At 41.5% G+C, this 18770-nt stretch carries 17 protein-coding genes; 14 read left to right on the forward strand and 3 right to left on the reverse strand.

The genetic code is table 11. The features are described 5' to 3' along the window. Positions 1-141 precede the first annotated feature (141 nt). The 10 genes from EW028_RS02735 (at position 142) to EW028_RS02780 (ending at position 10355) form a co-directional block, all read left to right on the forward strand. The gene (locus EW028_RS02735) at positions 142-873 is read left to right on the forward strand and encodes a M15 family metallopeptidase (protein ID WP_227744834.1); all 732 of its coding nucleotides are present in this window, start codon (positions 142-144) and stop codon (positions 871-873) included. Then, the gene (locus tag EW028_RS02740) at positions 870-1664 is read left to right on the forward strand and encodes a M55 family metallopeptidase (RefSeq protein WP_131519818.1); all 795 of its coding nucleotides are present in this window, start codon (positions 870-872) and stop codon (positions 1662-1664) included. Before EW028_RS02735 ends, EW028_RS02740 begins: the two co-directional genes overlap by 4 nt. Positions 1665-1970: 306 nt before the next feature. Then, complete coding sequence (locus EW028_RS02745) at positions 1971-3800, forward strand: peptide ABC transporter substrate-binding protein (RefSeq protein ID WP_227744835.1); 1830 nt, start codon at positions 1971-1973, stop codon at positions 3798-3800. A gap of 82 nt (positions 3801-3882) precedes the next feature. After that, positions 3883-4827, forward strand: a complete 945-nt coding sequence (locus EW028_RS02750; RefSeq protein WP_131519820.1) for an ABC transporter permease — start codon at positions 3883-3885, stop codon at positions 4825-4827. Further along, positions 4827-5801, forward strand: a complete 975-nt coding sequence (locus EW028_RS02755) for an ABC transporter permease (protein WP_131519821.1) — start codon at positions 4827-4829, stop codon at positions 5799-5801. The genes EW028_RS02750 and EW028_RS02755 overlap by 1 nt, the downstream gene beginning before the upstream one ends. Continuing rightward, positions 5794-6867: an ABC transporter ATP-binding protein gene (locus EW028_RS02760; protein ID WP_131519822.1), complete on the forward strand. Its 1074-nt coding sequence runs from the start codon at positions 5794-5796 to the stop codon at positions 6865-6867. The genes EW028_RS02755 and EW028_RS02760 overlap by 8 nt, the downstream gene beginning before the upstream one ends. Next, entirely contained in the window at positions 6860-7807 is a 948-nt protein-coding gene (locus EW028_RS02765) for an ATP-binding cassette domain-containing protein (protein WP_131519823.1), read from the forward strand. Before EW028_RS02760 ends, EW028_RS02765 begins: the two co-directional genes overlap by 8 nt. After that, the gene (locus tag EW028_RS02770) at positions 7804-8736 is read left to right on the forward strand and encodes a S66 peptidase family protein (RefSeq protein ID WP_131519824.1); all 933 of its coding nucleotides are present in this window, start codon (positions 7804-7806) and stop codon (positions 8734-8736) included. The genes EW028_RS02765 and EW028_RS02770 overlap by 4 nt, the downstream gene beginning before the upstream one ends. Positions 8737-8743: 7 nt before the next feature. After that, positions 8744-9556, forward strand: a complete 813-nt coding sequence (locus EW028_RS02775) for a serine hydrolase (RefSeq protein ID WP_131519825.1) — start codon at positions 8744-8746, stop codon at positions 9554-9556. Further along, positions 9525-10355 (forward strand): C40 family peptidase, encoded by an 831-nt coding sequence (locus tag EW028_RS02780; protein WP_131519826.1) that lies wholly within the window; start codon positions 9525-9527, stop codon positions 10353-10355. Before EW028_RS02775 ends, EW028_RS02780 begins: the two co-directional genes overlap by 32 nt. On the opposite strand, the gene EW028_RS02785 is transcribed toward EW028_RS02780, so the two are convergent. The 3 genes from EW028_RS02785 to EW028_RS02795 form a co-directional block, all read right to left on the reverse strand. Then, positions 10352-10768 carry a hypothetical protein gene (locus tag EW028_RS02785; RefSeq protein ID WP_103117827.1) on the reverse strand — a complete coding sequence of 139 codons (417 nt, stop codon included), beginning with the start codon at positions 10766-10768 and terminating at the stop codon, positions 10352-10354. The two genes, EW028_RS02780 and EW028_RS02785, sit on opposite strands and share 4 nt — an antisense overlap. Positions 10769-10874: 106 nt before the next feature. Beyond that, positions 10875-11633: a glucosaminidase domain-containing protein gene (locus EW028_RS02790; protein WP_048390248.1), complete on the reverse strand. Its 759-nt coding sequence runs from the start codon at positions 11631-11633 to the stop codon at positions 10875-10877. 130 nt (positions 11634-11763) lie between these two features. Then, entirely contained in the window at positions 11764-13152 is a 1389-nt protein-coding gene (locus EW028_RS02795; RefSeq protein ID WP_131519827.1) for a hypothetical protein, read from the reverse strand. A 146-nt stretch (positions 13153-13298) separates the two neighbouring features. Between EW028_RS02795 and EW028_RS02800 the strand changes: the two genes are divergently transcribed. The 4 genes from EW028_RS02800 to opuFB all read left to right on the forward strand — a co-directional run bounded on the left by EW028_RS02800 (position 13299) and on the right by opuFB (position 18716). Further along, positions 13299-14357 (forward strand): AAA family ATPase, encoded by a 1059-nt coding sequence (locus EW028_RS02800; protein WP_048390252.1) that lies wholly within the window; start codon positions 13299-13301, stop codon positions 14355-14357. A gap of 3 nt (positions 14358-14360) precedes the next feature. Then, a complete protein-coding gene (locus EW028_RS02805; RefSeq protein WP_131519828.1) occupies positions 14361-16157 on the forward strand; it encodes a vWA domain-containing protein in 1797 nt (598 codons plus the stop codon). Between the two features lie 92 nt (positions 16158-16249). Beyond that, on the forward strand, positions 16250-17206 hold the full coding sequence (locus EW028_RS02810) for an ABC transporter ATP-binding protein (RefSeq protein ID WP_048390257.1): 957 nt from the start codon (positions 16250-16252) through the stop codon (positions 17204-17206). Continuing rightward, the gene (opuFB, locus tag EW028_RS02815) at positions 17196-18716 is read left to right on the forward strand and encodes an osmoprotectant update ABC transporter permease/substrate-binding subunit OpuFB (RefSeq protein ID WP_054550867.1); all 1521 of its coding nucleotides are present in this window, start codon (positions 17196-17198) and stop codon (positions 18714-18716) included. Before EW028_RS02810 ends, opuFB begins: the two co-directional genes overlap by 11 nt. Positions 18717-18770: the final 54 nt, after the last annotated feature.

Here is an 18770-nt window from a genome sequence, read left to right on the forward strand (position 1 = left end):
TGCTGGAATATGTATCATTATAAGAGTTTATCCATTATTTTGTAATTATTCTTTTTTTATCTAGTCAATGATAGAGAGATGTGATAACATTCAACTTAAAAAACTGAATTATCTAACTATTTAAAGGGGGGTTCTGTTATTATGAACCTTTTTCAACCGATAGCACCCTCTCTAAATGGAAGCCCCTCGCCATCACCAGTTGTCTGTGAAAACAATGAGCCGCTTATCCAGCTTACAGGTGCTCATCCTAGGATATTTATGGAGCCCATCTACTATCAGCAACAGATTTCTAATAGTTTACGAGTTATTTATGTAAGAGAAGGTGTCTATGAGCGTTTGCAACAGGCGTTAACATTATTACCTCAAGAGTATTGCTTATTACTTTATGATGGCTATCGCCCATTTCAAGTACAGCAGCATTTGTTTAGCCATTTTTCTCAGCAATTAGCAAAAAGGATGCCGCAGCTAACATCACAAGAGATTGTGCAGGCGACCAAAAAATATGTAGCATTTCCAAGTAAAGATGTAGCCCATTTAGCCCCCCATTTAACAGGGGGTGCCATCGATGTAACACTTGCAGATGTTCATGGTAAAGCCCTCGATCTTGGGACTGCATTTGATGAAATGAATGAAAAATCGGCGACCCGTTATTTTGAACAGCAAACGCATGAAAATCCACTTGCCTGTCAGCACCGACGTTTGCTGTATAACTGTATGACACTTGCTGGATTTACGAACTATGAGGAGGAATGGTGGCATTACGATTATGGCAATGTGGCATGGGCTAGACGTGTTCAAGCACAGGTAGCTCATTACGGAGCAGTACACGCAACAATTCAAAATCATAATGTAGAGGAGTTTCGATTTCTATGAAAATTTATATTAGTGCAGATATTGAAGGAATTACAGGTACAACTTCGTGGAGTGAAACCGAGTTAAATGCACCTGACTATCAGTTTTTCCAAAGACAAATGACACGAGAAGTAGAAGCTGCCATTGAAGGAGCGATAGCGGGGGGCGCAACCGAAATTTTAGTAAAGGACGCACATGATTCAGCCCGCAATCTAGACATTTCCAATTTACCAATCAACTGTAAAGTTATCCGTGGCTGGACATACGACCCTATGTGTATGGTAGCGGGTCTCGATAAAAGCTTCGATCGTGCTATTTTTATCGGCTATCACAGCAAGGGTGGCAGTGAACGTAACCCACTAGCCCACACACTTTGCACATACGCAGATGTCAAAATCAATGGCGAATATGCGAGCGAATTTCTCATCAACACGTATGCAGCAGCCTTACACGATGTGCCCGTTTCCTTTGTAAGTGGGGATGTGGGGTTGACAGAAGAGATTCAGGCCGTAAATGAACACATTGTCACGTTTGCTACAAAGGAAGGCATTGGCAATGCGACGATTAGTGTCAGTCCACAACTAACTATCATGGAAACTAAGCGACTGGTGGAGTCTTCTATGAAGGTTCCACGTGCCGCATTACAGGTAACGTTGCCAGAACACTTTAGGGTAGAAATTATTTATCGTGACCATACACGAGCCTATCGTAATTCATTTTATCCAAATGCCAAATTCAAACCGCATAATACCGTGGAGTTCATGACCCATGATTTTTATGAGGTGCTGCGTGTCCTGCAATTTTTAACATGATGGTAAGGTTTAGTGGGAGCTTTTATATCAAGTGAGGATTCTAATTCATGAAAGGTGAGAAGTCATCAAAAAGTGGTGGACCCGCTCAAAAGTTTGCTAGACCTGCTCAAAATGCAGTGGGACACGCTGTCTGAGTGGTTTGGTAGAACTGACAATTTAATCTCATAACCGTGACAACGAGTATGTACCGTTGTTTATTTCATCGATAGATGGTCGATTTAGACAGACCTAGCTTATGTTTGAATGATCCTATTGAAGATGCAATCCTACCAATAGGATTTTCATTATAAAAAGATGACTAGGGGGATGCTTGTGAGAAAATATTGGTTGCTGTTCGTATGTCTGATCGTATTATTTTGTGTAGCCTGTAATGACAAGTCAGCGAGTGAAAAAGCATCGGAATATCGAGTGGTGTATTCAGGGGAAATTAAAACGTTAAATTATTTAAAGACGTCAGAAACAAATGAATTTGCGGTAGCTGCGAATATGGTGGATGGGCTCATTGAATATGACAACTATGGGGTGGTCCAGCCAGGATTAGCGAAAGAGTGGTCTGCGAATGAGGATGCTACAGTGTGGACATTCAAATTGCGTGATGATGCAAAATGGGTGACACATGAGGGCAAGGAATATGCAGATGTTGTGGCACAAGACTTTGTGGATGGCTTACACTATGTGCTTGATGCTAAAAATGAATCGTCGACAGCTTGGATTGCGACGGTGGTGAAAAATGGGGAAGCCTTCTATAATGGCGAGATGAACGATTTCAAGGAGGTAGGCATAAAGGCGCTAGATGAACATACAGTAGAATATACTTTAGAGGCGCCGACACCCTATTTTCTTTCTATGTTGAATTATGTTTGTTTCTTCCCTGTGAATGGCAAGTTCATTGCGGAAAAGGGAGAGGATTTTGGCACAACACGTGAAAACTTCCTCTATAACGGTGCCTATATTTTAGATAAATTTGAGCCACAAAATGAACGCGTTCTTGTGAAAAATGAAACGTACTGGGATAAAGACAAGGTGCTGATTGACCGTATTCGCTATAAATACAATAAAGAAGCGGCAACTGTGGCGCCTGAGCTCTTTTTACGTGGCGAAATCGATTCGGCTAGTATCCCGACCTCCATCATTGATGAATGGTTTAAAGATGAAAAGAAAAAATCTCAGGTTCGTCAAACACAAAATAACTTCTATACCTACTTTTATGCACTCAACTTCAACCCACAATTTGACGCACAATACGAACCTGATAACTGGAAAATCGCCGTCAATAATAAAGATTTCCGCAAATCCTTATTCCATGCGCTTGACCGTGTCTCCGCGATGCTAACGGTTGAGCCATATAATCCAGCAGATTTGCTGAGCAATACCATTACACCGAAAAACTTTGTTGATGTGGAAGGAGTGGATTATACACAACTAGCACCCCTTACATCCATTTCCAATGAGGATTCCTTCAATAAAGAGCTGGCCCTAGAGTATAAAGAAAAGGCAAAAACAGCGTTAGCAGGTAAGGCCACATTCCCTGTAAAGGTTTTAATGCCTTATAACGCTGGTATGCCAGATTGGGCTAATCGCTCTCAAGTAGTCGAGCAGCAAATGGAAAAACTACTAGGGACAGATTATGTCGACATTATTGTAGAGGCTGGTCCATCGACAGGCTTCTTATCAGAGGTACGTCGTCCAGGTAAATTTGCACTCTTAGAGGCGAACTGGGGTCCTGATTTTGCAGATCCATCTACGTATACAGATCCTTTCACAGTCGATGGTACTTACAATAAACCAGAATTAGCAGAGGGCTATAAAGAGGCGAATGGTAAAACAACTTATCAAAATCTTGTGGATCAAGCGAAAGAAACAATTGACACAGCCAAACGCTATGAGCTATTTGCGAAGGCAGAAGCGTTTTTAATTGAGGAAGCCTTTGTTATTCCATATTCAGTTGGTGGTAGTGGCTATATGGCATCTAAATTAAATCCATTCGAGGCGCAATATTCGCCATTTGGTGTAACGGCAGAGAAATTTAAAGGCCAGCAAGTGCTAGAAAAGCCAATGAGTAATGAAGAATTTAAAAAAGCGCTTGCTGAGTGGGAGCAAGAACGTGCGGAAGCACTAGCCAATGCTGAAAAGTAGTAGAATTTCGTAGATGAAAAGGAGATACCGAAAAGAATAGTCGGCATCTCCTTTCGTCTTTTTGACAAAGGAGGATGGCGCGATGTTGCAGTATATAGGAAAACGACTCTTACAATCCGTTTTAACCCTTTTTATTATCATCACCATTGTCTTTTCATTATTACGGCTAATGCCAGAGGAAGGCTATTTAGGAGCGGCAGCTGATAAAATGTCACCTGCTCAGCAGGAAATTTACTTAACAAGTCTAGGCTTGCGGGACCCAATCCTTGTCCAACTAGGGAATTTTTACAAGAATTTACTGCAGGGGGATTTGGGTAAATCAGTGACTTATCGTACCGATGTCCCAGTAGTGACGATTATTGCAGATAAAATCACGTATTCTCTGCTCTTTGGTTTAGGAGCAGTCGCTATATCACTCCTGATTGGTGTGCCGCTAGGAATAATGATGGCCTATCGTAAGGGACGTTGGTTGGATCGACTTGGGACAGGCTATATCGTATTTGTTGTTGCAGTCCCTGCGGCTGTTTATTACTTAGTTATTCAAATGTATATTACAGAACTCTTTCACTTACCGATGCTGTTTGATGAATACAGACCGATTACTTGGATTCTTCCACTTACGTCAATGGCATTGGCTCCAACTGCCTCCTACGCGATGTGGATGCGACGCTATATGGTCGATGAACTGAACAAGGACTATATTAAGCTGGCTAGGGCAAAGGGCGTAAAGGAGCGGACACTGATGTTCAAACATGTATTACGTAATGCCTTTATTCCCATGGCACAATATTTACCTGCAACGATTCTGTTTACGATTACAGGCTCGATTTATATAGAGTCGTTGTATTCCATTCCAGGGATGGGGGGCTTACTTGTGGATGCTATTCAGCGACAGGATAATACGATTGTGCAAGGCCTAGTGTTAGTGTTCTCTTCCCTTGGTATCATTGGCCTTATTTTAGGGGATATTGCTATGGCACTTGTCGACCCTCGTATTAAATTAGGCAAGGGAGGGGGTGTGCGTTAATGGGGATGTATACAGATGAAATCAATAATATTTCAAATAAATCATGTGAAACCCTATTTGAATTTGCCGAAGTGGACGCAAAACAGGCGGAGGAAACGGGCTATTCAAATTATTCTTATTGGCGGTCTACATGGCAATCCTTTTTGAAAAATCGACTGGCCGTTTTTTTATTAGTTGGGGTGATCATCATTGTTGGCTTTACGATTCTACAGCCCTATTTACCTGCGCAAAAATCACCAACTGAAATTTACTTGGATGAACAAACAGGGATGCAGGCACGTAATATTGCACCTAGTGCAGAATTTTGGTTTGGCACGAATTCAATCGGTCAGGATTTATGGTCTCGTATTTGGGCGGGGACGAGAACCTCACTCTTTATTGGCTGTGTTGTCGCCTTAGTGGAGGCAGTGGTGGGCATTACAATTGGCACGCTATGGGGCTTTTCACGGAAATTAGAAGCGCCTATAACACAGCTTTATAATGTTGTCGATAATATCCCCACAACCATTGTGCTCATTTTAATGTCCTATATCTTACGGCCAAGTATTTCAACAATTATTATTGCCATGTGTATTACGGGATGGGTGGAAATGGCGAGGTTTATCCGCAATCAAATTGTTATTTTGCGTGACCGCGAATACAATCTAGCCTCAAAGTGCTTAGGCACACCTGATTATCGTATTATCCTAAAAAATCTATTACCTTATTTAATTTCTGTCATTATGCTCCGCATGAGCTTAGCGATACCCTTTGCAATTGGGGCCGAAGTCTTTTTGACGTATATTGGCTTAGGGCTTCCGATCAGTGAGCCATCCTTAGGAAATTTAATTAATGAAGGACGTGTCCTTATGATGTCACCAGATCTAAGGTATCAGCTTATTTTCCCAAGTATTGTGCTAAGCGTTATTACGATCGCATTTTATATTATTGGTAATTCCTTTGCAGATGCAGCAGATCCGAAAAACCATGTATAAGGAGAGGAAGCGAGTGACATTGAAAAAATCAAGCATATTAGGCATCCAAAATTTAGTGATTCAGTTTACGCTACGTGGTCGAATTTTAACAGCGATTCGCGGTATTTCACTCGACCTTTACAAGGGAGAGAGCTTAGCCATTGTGGGTGAATCAGGTTCGGGTAAATCCGTGCTGATGAAATCCATTATGGGCTTGCTCGATAAAAATGGTCGTATTAAGCAGGGGCAAATTATTTACAATGCACAGGATTTAGGAAAGTTCACAACAGAGCAAGAATGGCTAGGGATTCGTGGTAAGGAAATAGCGATGGTGACACAGGATCCGATGACATCGTTAAACCCGCTCAAAACCATTGGAAAGCAAATTGAAGAATGTGTGGTTATGCATCAAGGCTTAAGAGGTAAGGAAGCCTATGCAGAAACACTAAAACTGTTAACGGATGTCGGCATTACTGATGTGCAAAAGCGCTATAAGCAATACCCGCATGAATTTTCAGGAGGGATGCGCCAACGCATCGTTATTGCGATTGCCATTGCGTGTAAGCCGAATATTTTAATATGTGATGAGCCCACGACAGCTTTGGATGTAACCATTCAGGCACAAATTTTACAGCTCTTAAAAAGTCTTCAGCAAAAATACGGCTTAACAATCGTCTATATTACGCACGATTTAGGCGTAGTCGCAAAAGTGGCTGACCGTATTGCCGTGATGTACGCGGGCGATGTCATCGAGGTTGGGGAAACACATGAAATTTTCTTTCATAGTAAGCATCCTTATACGTGGGCGCTTATTTCCTCTTTACCACAGCTTGGCTCAAAAGGGGAACAATTGTATTCCATCAAGGGCACACCTCCGAATCTTTTTCAGGAAATAAAGGGAGATGCCTTTGCCCCACGAAATCCATATGCATTGAAAATTGACTTTATCGAGCGGCCACCTTTTTTTCAGGTCAGTGATACCCACTATGCTCGTACATGGTTATTAGACCCACTTGCACCAAAGGTAGAGCCTCCAGCAGCCTTACAAGCATTTTTTGCAGAGGGGAGGCAGTATGCGAATGACTGATAAAGAGGTGCTTGTAGATGTAAAAAATTTATCTGTTGTTTTTGGCAAAGGGAAAAATAAGTTTACAGCCATTGATGATGTCAGCTTTCAAATTTTTAAAGGCGAAACATTTGGCATTGTAGGTGAGTCAGGCTCAGGGAAGACAACGATTGGTCGAGCGATTATGCGCATCAATGAGGTCACAGAGGGACAAATTTTGTACCATGGCAAAAGTATTCAGGGGAAAATCCCTAAAGATTGGGATAGAGAAATTACGCAAAAAATCCAAATGATATTCCAGGACCCTATGGCATCTCTAAATGAACGAGCAAAAGTAGATTATATTGTCTCAGAGGGCTTATACCCTTCGAAAAAATATAAAGATGAGGCAGATCGACAACAAAAGGTGCGCGATGCGTTATTGAACGTTGGGCTACTTCCAGAGTTCTCAAGCCGCTTTCCGCATGAGTTTTCAGGAGGTCAACGCCAACGTATTGGCATTGCTCGTGCGTTAGTGATGGAGCCAGAGTTTATCATTGCAGATGAGCCAATATCCGCCTTAGACGTATCCATTCGAGCGCAAGTATTAAATTTATTAGCAAGCCTTCAACAGCGAAATCATTTAACGTATTTATTTATTGCCCATGATTTATCGATTGTCCGTTTTATTACGGATCGTACGGCGGTCATTTATAAGGGGAAGATTGTGGAGCTAGCGGAAACAGAAAAGCTTTTTGCTCATCCGCTGCATCCATATACAAGGGCTTTGTTATCAGCAGTACCAGAGCCGAATCCCTATAAAGAGCGGGAGAAAGTTGTAGAAGTGTATGATCCGTCACAGCATCGCTATGAGGAAAATCCCCCCTCATTTGTTGAAATAGAGGAAGGTCATTTTATTTTAGCCAATGAAGAGGAACTGACCCATTATCGTACTTCACTGAAAAGGGAGGAAAAGATATGATTTGTCCAAAGGCATTGAAAAAGGGTGACACAATTGGTCTTATTAGTGCTTCTGGAGCAACGCCACCCGAAAAGCTGCAACCTACTATTGCTAGTATCGAAAAGCTAGGGCTCAATGTGGTCGTTGGGGAGACCTGTCACGCAAGACATGGCTATTTAGCAGGCACAGATGAATTACGGGTAGCAGATGTTCATCGTATGTTTGATGATCCAATGATTGATGGTATTTTTTGTATACGTGGGGGCTATGGTGCGACGAAAATTTTAGCCCAATTAGACTTTGACTTGATAAGTGCCAATCCCAAAGTATTTGCTGGCTATAGTGATGTGACCGCTCTACATATAGCTTTTCATCAGCTATGTGGCTTTGTAACCTATCATACGCCGATGCCATCTACAGAATTTATTAGACAGGAGATGGATGACTATACTTGGCAGTCGTTCATTCAGCTGATTATGGAGAATGAAAGAAAGGCGTATTACTTAAAAAATCCCTCTCACCAGCCCATGTCTACACTGGTTCCTGGGAGCGCTTCAGGTCAACTCATCGGTGGCAATTTAACATTAGTGACAGCTTCACTTGGCACACCCTATGAAATTGATACACGAGGTAAAATTCTGTTTTTAGAAGATATCGATGAAACGGAGCAACGGGTGGATCGTATGCTGACACAATTAAAACTGGCAGGAAAGCTAGATGACGTGGCAGGCATTTTATTGGGCGCTTGGACAAATTGCGAACCTGAAAATCCCGAAAAGCCAGCTCATAGCTTATCATTACAAACTATTTTTCAAGAAATTCTAGTGCCTTTAGGGAAGCCTATGATTGCAGATTTGGCATGTGGTCATTGTTTACCAACGATGTCGCTTCCTTTAGGAAGAAGCGTCAGGATGGATGCGGACAATCAGCGTATCCATGTAGTTGGCTAGGTGGTCTATGGAGCAGAGAATTACTACACTTATTCAAGAATCGCCCTACAACATACATTTGTTTATTAAAAATCTAACAACGAATCAGTTGCTCATCAGTCATCAGCTAGAGACTTCATTTTCAAGTGCAAGTTTAATCAAAGTGCCGATTCTGTTAGCCTTGCTCTCATATATAGAAAAAAACAAATTATCACTTAATTCTACGCTTACGATTTCACCAACTGATTGGGTGGATTTTAGTGTGATTAGTGAACAAAGACTTACACAAAGCACTTTCTATGAGCTGCTAGTGTGGATGATTATTACTAGCGATAATACAGCTACGAACGTCTTAATCGATGTAGTTGGCATGGAATATTTGAATGACTATTTTCAGCATATCGGTTTACAGGACACACTGCTACAGCGAAAAATGATGGATGTGGAGCGGCTAGCAAAGGGCATAGATAATCGCACATCAGCAAGGGATATGGCGCATCTTTATACGCGTATCTATCAGCAAGAGCTTTTAACGCCTACCTACAATAAACTAGTCATTAATATTTTAAGCCGTCAGCGTATACATGACTCCCTAAAGCGCTATCTAGTAGAGGATGTGAGGCTGGCACATAAAACAGGCGGACTGAATACAGTCGATCATGATGTGGGGATATTTTACACGAATGCAGTCGATTATAGTATGGGTGTTTTTATAACAAATGTAACGGACAATGATCAGGCGCGCCAACTCATTGGTCGTCTATCAAAAGTTGTCTATGACCAGTTGGTGAAGCGGAAGGGGGAGAAGGATGAAGGCTATCGTTACAGCCATGATTGCTAGCTTGCATGCCATGCCAGATAAAGATTCTGAACTAGTCGATGAAGTGCTTTATGGGATGACCGTAGAGATCATCAGGGATGTCAATGACGCTTGGGTTTCTATTCAAACGGCCTATCGTTACGAGGGTTATTGTCAGAAGGCAGACTTACTGCAAGAGGAAGCACTTGCATCTACATGGCAACAAGATGCACAGTATGTAGTTTGTCAAAGCTTTGCAGATGTTTTGCAACAGCCACGTATTCAAAGTACAAAGCTGCTAACGCTTGTAAGAGGCTCTTCCATTCGTGTGATGTCAGACGAAGCAGTACCTGAAGAATGGTCAGCTGTACAGCTAGTGTCAGGACAAATAGGGTATGTTCGAACAAAATGGCTACAACCAAAAATAACAGCACATTCATTATCGGAGCAGCAGTTCCGAGAAAATGTGGTGGACACAGCGCTCAGCTACTTAACGGCCCCTTATCGCTGGGGTGGCAAATCGCCACTAGGTATTGATTGCTCTGGTTTATGTTCAATGGCTTATATGTTAAACGGTGTCTATATTTATCGTGATGCCCGAATAGTAGAGGGCTTCCCTATCGTTAACATAGAGCAAGCCCGAATGCAGAAGGGTGATTTAATCTATTTTCCAGGTCATATTGCTCTATACATGGGTGATGATTTGTATGTCCATTCATCGTTAGGTGGTAATGAAGTAACGATTAATAGTCTAGATGCCAAACATCCCCTCTATCGACAGGATTTAGCCACGACCATACTAGCAGTAGGTACTTTATATAACTCACAGAAGACTAGTTAAGCTTTTTTAAAGGTCAGTCCCATCTTGAGGATGATAAACGTACTGAGATGGATTAGTGCTAACACGATAAACTGCCAGAGCCCAATTAAAAATGTACTCATGCATAAATCAAACACTGCTTCACCTGGGGGCATATCTGGATAGGGCTCTAGTTGCCCATAATGCCACACAAAATAACAGGCGATAGAGGTGCCTTGTCCCACATAGACAAAGGTCCAATGGATAGAGGCTGCTACTCTTTGCCGACTACAACATAGTAAAAGGTTCGATAAAATAATAAGAGCGGGGAAAATAATAAGATAAAAGGAACCCTCTGCTATTTTTGTTGTGAAATATAGGTTGTAGCTAAGCTGAATCAATGGCAATAGCATAAGGTTAACGGCGAGAAGACTGAGCAATTGTGTACGCTTCACTGTGTTCCTATCCTTTCCGCATTTTTACACTAAGACGTTTAGACAAACGAATAAGTTTCATGAGAAAAAACGTCCATACTCCTTGATGAGTCATGGACGTTTTATGTTAATAATGATAAATATTAAGTTGCTGGCCTGCTTCAAGACGTTCTGTTCGAAGCTGATTCCACTGCTTAAGTGATGTCACCTTCACATTATAGGCTTCGGCAATCTTCATAAGTGAATCTCCATCAGCCACCGTGATGGTTTTCTTATCTTTTACAGGGCTATCATATTGCTGAAGGTCATATTTTGCGATCAATGTATTTAATTTTTCATTGTAAGCCGAATCAGTTGCATAGGAGCCTGTTAAAAACTTGGTCGCATCTGTATAGGTAGTTGTGTTGCTTTTGAAAACGCCTGCGTAAAAATCTTTATTCCATGACACGCCATTACGCATTAATTTTACATAATCCTGCATGGATGCTTCATAGGAAGGGTATTTGCGGAAGTCAGCCATGATGGTAGAAAGGTTGCCTGACCCATCATCCTCTGTGGTTTCGAGTGTGACGGAATTATTTTGGTAGCTGCCTTTCATTCCAAAAAGATTATAATTAGGGGCAGAGCCAAGTCCACTTTGCCCATGCTCACTTTCTAGAATCGCCTGAGCAATCATCACGGATGCATATAAGTCATTGTCAGCACCAAGATCTCGTGCGGTCTCTGCAATCTCACCGATAAACTCTTCCACACTTGGACGATCATCAATAACCACAGACTCTTCTCTTTCAGTCGTATTAAATAACTGTGTCACCATATAAAACGAAATACAAATAACAACAACGGCAATCATAAGTCCTTTAAAAAAGTTTAGCACGTATTTCATTGTAGCTGGATGTTGGTCGTGACCACATCTCCCTCCCTTCTATTAAAAGTTTAGTTATCTCTCATTATTACAGAGAGTGAAAGAGATGTATAGTTGAATAGACTTCATCATTAATAGAACGTTTCTTGCCTTAATTAGTTCCTAAATCTATCTTAAAATTCTGAGACATAAATTGTTTGAATCTCTCAAAATATCGCTCGGACGCTTCCCATTGAATCGTGTTTAAATAAGATAGCTCTTGTCGACCAAAAACGTTAGGAGGCTGATAGTGGCGAGCAACATAGGATTGATTTTCGAGCGTATAAAAATAATACGCTTCATCAGGCGTCATAATTTCAATGCGAGCATGTATCCTATCGCCTTCATCATCCAAATAGGTTTGACGGAAGCTATAGCATTTGGAACCATCCCACAATCCATCATGTTCATCGTCTAAATCCAGAATCGCAGGATGCTGAAGAATTTGTTGTACATCTCGCACCTCGATACTGTGCAAGTAAAGTTCTGCTACATTGATGCAGGTTAACAACATCAGCCAGTGCTGTTGTAAATCCACTAAATCCTCCTGGGGGGATGCTGTAATATCCCACCATTCAGCTTCTTCATCTAGTGTTTTTGTCAAGAGAGAGACGGATTGATCCTCATTAAGCCAAATAAAATAATGACACTGCGAGGTCAATATATAAATACTATCATTGCGTACATCTCCATCAGCATTGGTATGTGCGCGTTGGATCATAAAATAAACATCCTGTTCCGTCAAATCGAAAGAAGGTTTGTCAGGTGTCATCAGAATACATGAAGTCAGTTTCAGTATGTTTTCCGCATTGATCGAATGGTGCGTGAAATAAATAGGAGCTGCTATTGTCCTTTGAGGAACGCTTGTAAATTGAGTGAGTGCAGAACGCCCTTGTTTTAGAATTTCCACGAGTGAAGTGAAGGAAAAGCCGATGTCATCCTCATCCTCAGGTAAAAATATCTCGTCTACTAATACATCTTCAATACGGATAGGGAGTTCATGAAAAACGCCATCTCCGTGCCATATATTTACGATACAAGGAATCGACTTCTGACCCTTTACGTTGATGCGATACTCATCATCTTGAACCAAAATTGCTGCCTGAAGATTGCCATTAACGATCGTTTCGCCATGATTGTAGGAGCCACATAATATATTCTCGACTGTCAGATGCCCGTGCACATAGATTTCCTGACCACCTACAGCTATATTTTTAGAAAGTACATTGCCCATCACTATCAGCCCAATTGCCCCATCTGTCTCTAAATTATAGAGGGTGTCTACGGTTAGATGACCATTGATGAAAATGAGAATGGTCTTGTCCTGTTGTGGGAATGGCATATCCCAGTCCAAATCAAGAGAGGGAAGTGTTAAATCCCCCTCATAGTACGCTACTAGATCATCCTCACTAAAATCCTTGTAAAACTTTGCCCACCAAGAGTCTGCTGGAAACCTTTTTGCTAGTTGTGAAATCGCCAAAAACTGAAAGCCATTATGCATAGGTCACGACCTCTCTACTACAATTTTTATTATTTTCTCACAGCTAGTAATTGGCAGTCAATTTCATAGAATGGTAGAGACAAGATTAATTTCATAGAAAATGGTATTATTAACCTTTAAAACAATGAGTTGAAAGGGCGTTTTGATTGAATACAATTTTTAATGTGACACAAAAACAGCTATATGATTTTCTGCTGAATGTAGCGACAATAAGACCAGTTTTTATTTGGGGAGCACCTGGCATTGGGAAATCAGCGATTGTTGAAAATTTTGCTAGTGAATTAGGGCTACATTGTGTATCGTTATTGGGCAGTCAGCTAGCACCTGAGGATATTATTGGTGTTCCGCAGATTAAGGATGGCTACAGTGTTTTTTGTCCACCCAAAATGATTGCACGCGATGAACCTTATTGCCTTTTTTTAGATGAATTAAATGCTTGCTCACAGGAAGTACAAAAAGCGTTTTATAGTCTTATTCATGAACGCAGAATTGGAGAGTTTACATTGCCAGAGGGTACGATTGTTATTGGTGCAGGCAATCGGGCTCAGGATAACGCGATTGTTAAGCCGATGTCCTCTGCATTAATCAATCGGATGGTTCATGTTCAGCTTAGGGCATCGCATAAAGATTGGCTTGAATGGGCCTATGCACATGAAATACATCCATATGTGATTGAGTATATTCAAATGCGTCCCGATCATTTATGGAACGAACCTCCGAAAACAGAAGAACCCTTCTCCACGCCTCGTTCATGGCATATGTTAAGTGATTGTTTGTATGCATATGGCAATAGCTTACAAGAACAAACAATTGATCTATTAGCAAGTAGCTGCCTATCCGCGCATACTGCCAGTCAATTTAAAGCCTTTATCAAGCAAGTGCAGAGTAAATATGATCTTGCTAAAATTATTCAAGGAGAATTACGTTGGCCCGATCAACCTGATGAAAGAGATTTGCTTTATTTCATGGCACAATCCTTCCGTGCTCAGTTACTGAAGGAGCTTCCGAACGAGCATACGACATTGAAGGGCAATCAACGGCAATTAGCCTTTCGAGCCAAAGACTTGATCAAGGACTTATCATCCATCAGCTTAGAAATTGCACAGATGGTTGTATCAGAGCAAAAGGGTGAAGCATTGCCTGCCTGGTTTATGCTGGAGGTTATCCGAGATTTACCTCGTTTAGTAGCCAAAAAGGAAGGGTAGCTTATGGCCAAAAAGAAGAAAGCATCACAGCAGGAGCATAAAAATGAGAAAGCCATCGCACGTGGGCATGACATTGTCTGTACACATCCCCTGTTCGAGGCGTTGTGTCATGCTGTTTACATGCAATACGAAAGTATGCCCCAAAAGGATTGGGCTTACATTACAAGCGCAGGTGTTATTTATGTGAATCAGGATAAAAAAGGTCAGCCAAATGAATGGGCTTATGTGATAGCGCATTGCTTGCTACACCTTGGCTTACATCATCATCAATCAAAAGAGCAGCAGGAGCTGTGGAATATTGCCTGTGACTGCTATATAACAAAATTTTTAGCAGAGCTAAAATTTGGTCAAGCACCAAAGGAAATGAGTAATCCTCTTTTTGAGGCCATTAGCTCTGAGGAAAAATTATATGAAAGATTTTTACGCGAAGGTGTGCCAGATGATTTGAAAGGCTATAGTACAATGCCAGGTCAAGGGGACTTTGTTATATCACAAAATCAAACAGGCTATTTTTATCGAGGGAATAGTAATTTCGCTGCATTATTTGCACAAGGTTTATCGAAAGCCGTACAAAGTGCCATACGAGTAGCGGGAGGGGTAGAAAATACATTGGGAGGCACAACGAGGGTAACACAAGCACAGCGCGCAAAGGCTTGGTTTATGAGCTCCTATCCCTTATTTGGTGCTTTGGCAGCAGATTTTACGATCATTGAAGACCCACTTATTTGCACAAGAATGGATATTTCGGTCGCAGCCATTGCAGTTGAAACAAAGGAAATTTATTTGAATACGGCGGTGGGAATGACCGATGAGGAAATGCGGTTTCTCATGGCACACGAATTGCTTCATGCAGGTTTGAGCCATGCGACCCGCAGACAAGGACGTGATCCTTACTTATGGAATGTTGCTTGTGATTATGTTATCAATGGCTGGCTCATCGATATGCAAATCGGCGAGATGCCAGCATTTGGCGGGCTATATGATCCAGCATTAAAAGGACTTTCAGCCGAATCTATTTATGATCGTATAGTTACAGACATTAGGATGTATCGCAAATTAAGAACCTTTCGAGGGCAGGGCATAGGAGATATGATCGAAACGAATCCACCAGATTTTTGGGAAGGCAAGGTTGGCGTGGATTTAGATGCTTTTTATAGAAGGGCATTGAGTCAAGGGTTAAGCTATCATATGACCCAAGAGAGAGGATATTTGCCACAAGGGCTCATTGAGGAAATTCGTAGCCTAGCACAGCCTCCTATTGCCTGGGATGTGGCATTAGCCAAATGGTTTGATCGGATGTTTCAACCGATAGAGAAAGTTAGAACGTATACCCGCCCCAGTAGAAGGCAAGCATCGACACCTGATATAGCTAGACCAAGATGGATTCATCAAAGCGGTGAGGAAGATGGACGTACTTTCGCAGTCCTTATTGATACATCAGGCTCCATGGACCGTCTCTTACTAGGAAAAGCACTCGGCACAATAGCGAGCTATAGCATCGCTAGAGATGTCCCCTTTGTTCGCGTTATATTTTGTGATGCTGTTGCCTATGACGCGGGCTATCTAGCCCCTGAAGAACTATTAACGAAAGTGAAGGTAAGAGGTAGAGGAGGCACAGTGTTACAGCCTGGTATACAGCTACTTGAAGCAGCACAGGATTTTCCAAAGGATGGTCCTATTCTGATTATTACAGATGGACAATGTGATCGTTTAGCCATTAAAAGACAGCATGCCTTCGTACTACCACAGGGGGCCAAGCTACCGTTTGTGCCCAAAGGCGAGGTATTTAGAATGAAATAGTTGCAGCTATCTACAAATGTTTGAAATGATTTTTGTTGGTGAAATATAAAAAGTGAACGCATTTCATGAGCACAATTTAAAGGAGATGACAGATGATTACATTTGACAATGTCTCAAAACAATATGATAACAACCAAATAGCTGTCAAAGCGCTAAATGTAGAAATTAAAAAGGGTGAATTCTTTGTTATTATTGGCCCTAGTGGATGCGGCAAAACTACTTTGTTGAAGATGATTAATCGATTAATACCCTTAACAGCAGGCACCATCTGGATCAATGATAAAAGAATTAGCGATTATAATATCCATGAGCTGCGTTGGAGTATTGGCTATGTACTACAGCAAATCGCCCTATTTCCGCATATGACAATAGAGGAAAATATTGCGGTTGTACCAGAACTGAAGAAATGGAGTAAAACGAAAATCCATCAGCGTGTAGACGAACTATTAGCGTTGGTGGGTCTGGAGCCAGCGAAATATCGTCAGCGTAAGCCAAAGGAGCTGTCAGGAGGCGAACAGCAAAGGGTTGGCGTTGTTCGTGCCTTGGCAGCTGACCCAGAAATTATTTTAATGGATGAGCCCTTTAGTGCGCTAGACCCTATTAGTCGCACCAAACTACAGGATGATCTACTAGAGATGCAGCGTACCATCCAGAAAACCATTGTATTTGTATCACATGATATGCAGGAAGCACTGAAATTAGGAGATCGTCTCTGTATTATGAAAGATGGCGAAATTGTTCAGATAGGTACTCCACAGCAATTGCTACAAAACCCTGTAAATGATTTTGTCCAACAGTTTATTGGAGGTAAGCAGTCGGATCAATTGTTTACGATCCATGATGTGTTACAGCCAATCACAGTGACAAACGACTTTGGGCATACCATTCCTGTTGATGCCCCATTTCCGACGATTCTTGAAAAATTAGCCGAGCATGACTTGTTAGGTGTCGAAGAGAATGGCAAGCTCATTGGCATGGTGACAAGAGCTTCCACGCTTCGTTATTTAGCAGCGGATTCTAAGAAAAGAGGGCATGTGCATGGTGGCTAATGTGGTAGATGTATTTCAGGAACGGAAGGCACAGCTGCTGGCTGCATTACTAGAGCATATCCAAATCTCTTTTATTGCGCTATTTTTTGCTGTCCTCATCGCTATTCCCCTAGGTATCTATTTAACCAATAAAAAGAAAATAGCCGAGAGTATTATTGGAATCAGTGCTGTGCTGCAAACGATTCCTTCCTTAGCGTTGCTCGGCTTATTAATCCCTTTATTCGGTATTGGTAAAGTTCCCGCAATTATTGCGTTAGTCGTCTATGCGCTGTTGCCTATTCTACGAAACACCTACACGGGCATCAATGAGGTTGACCCATCACTGAAAGAAGCGGCATTAGCTATGGGAATGAATCGATCAAAGCGTTTAGTAAAGGTTGAGCTACCACTTGCTATGCCTGTTATGATGGCTGGTATTCGGACAGCAATGGTGCTGATTGTGGGGACAGCAACATTAGCCGCTTTAATTGGTGCAGGAGGCTTAGGAGATATTATATTACTTGGGATTGACCGAAATAACACGGCACTCATTCTTATAGGAGCCATTCCCGCTGCTATTTTAGCCCTGATTTTTGATGTGGCGCTTAAAAAGTTAGAATCTCTGTCCTTTAAAAAAACAATAACGACGTTGAGTCTCATTAGTTTAGCGGCACTGGTAATGATTTTCTTCCCGCTCCTAAGCAGTAAACAGCAAGATGAAATAGTCATTGCAGGAAAGCTTGGTGCGGAGCCTGAGATTCTCATCAATATGTATAAATTATTAATTGAGCAGGAGACCGATTTAACGGTGACATTAAAGCCAGGGCTTGGTAAAACTTCATTTGTATTTAATGCATTGAAATCGGGCAGCATTGATATTTACCCTGAATTTACAGGCACCGCTATTTCGGAGTTTTTAAAGGAAGAAGCCATTAATAATAACCAAGAGGACGTCTATCTTCAGGCAAAAGAGGGGATGCAGGAGCAATTTGATATGGTCATGCTAAGCCCCATGAACTATAACAATACGTATGCACTCGCTGTATCAGAGGAGCTGGCTGAGAGCTATCAACTGCAAAAAATCTCTGATCTTAAACCGATAGAGCAGAAGGTGAAAGCAGGCTTTACATTAGAATTTAATGACCGTGAGGATGGCTATGTTGGCATACAAAAACGGTATGGGATAGCCTTTACGACACTTGCAACGATGGAGCCAAAGCTTCGCTATCAGGCAATACAATCAGGTGATATTAATTTGCTAGATGCTTATTCAACGGATAGTGAAATTCGTCAATACAAGCTACGTGTATTGGAGGACGATCAAGCATTATTCCCACCATACCAGGGAGCGCCTTTACTAAGGAAAGAAACGCTGATTGACTATCCAGAGATTGGAGAAGCGTTAAATCAACTAGCTGATCACATTACAGATGATGAAATGCGAGAAATGAATTATCAGGTGAATGTAGAAGGAAAGCTTGCAGCAGAAGTAGCAAAAGAATATTTAGTAAAGATAGGATTATTAAAATAAACCCTCTACCTTTAGAGGGTTTATTTTTATCAATAATTTATTAATGATAAACAT

The sequence above is a fragment of the Lysinibacillus sp. OL1 genome, assembly GCF_004332175.1.
Classification (GTDB): domain Bacteria; phylum Bacillota; class Bacilli; order Bacillales_A; family Planococcaceae; genus Lysinibacillus; species Lysinibacillus capsici.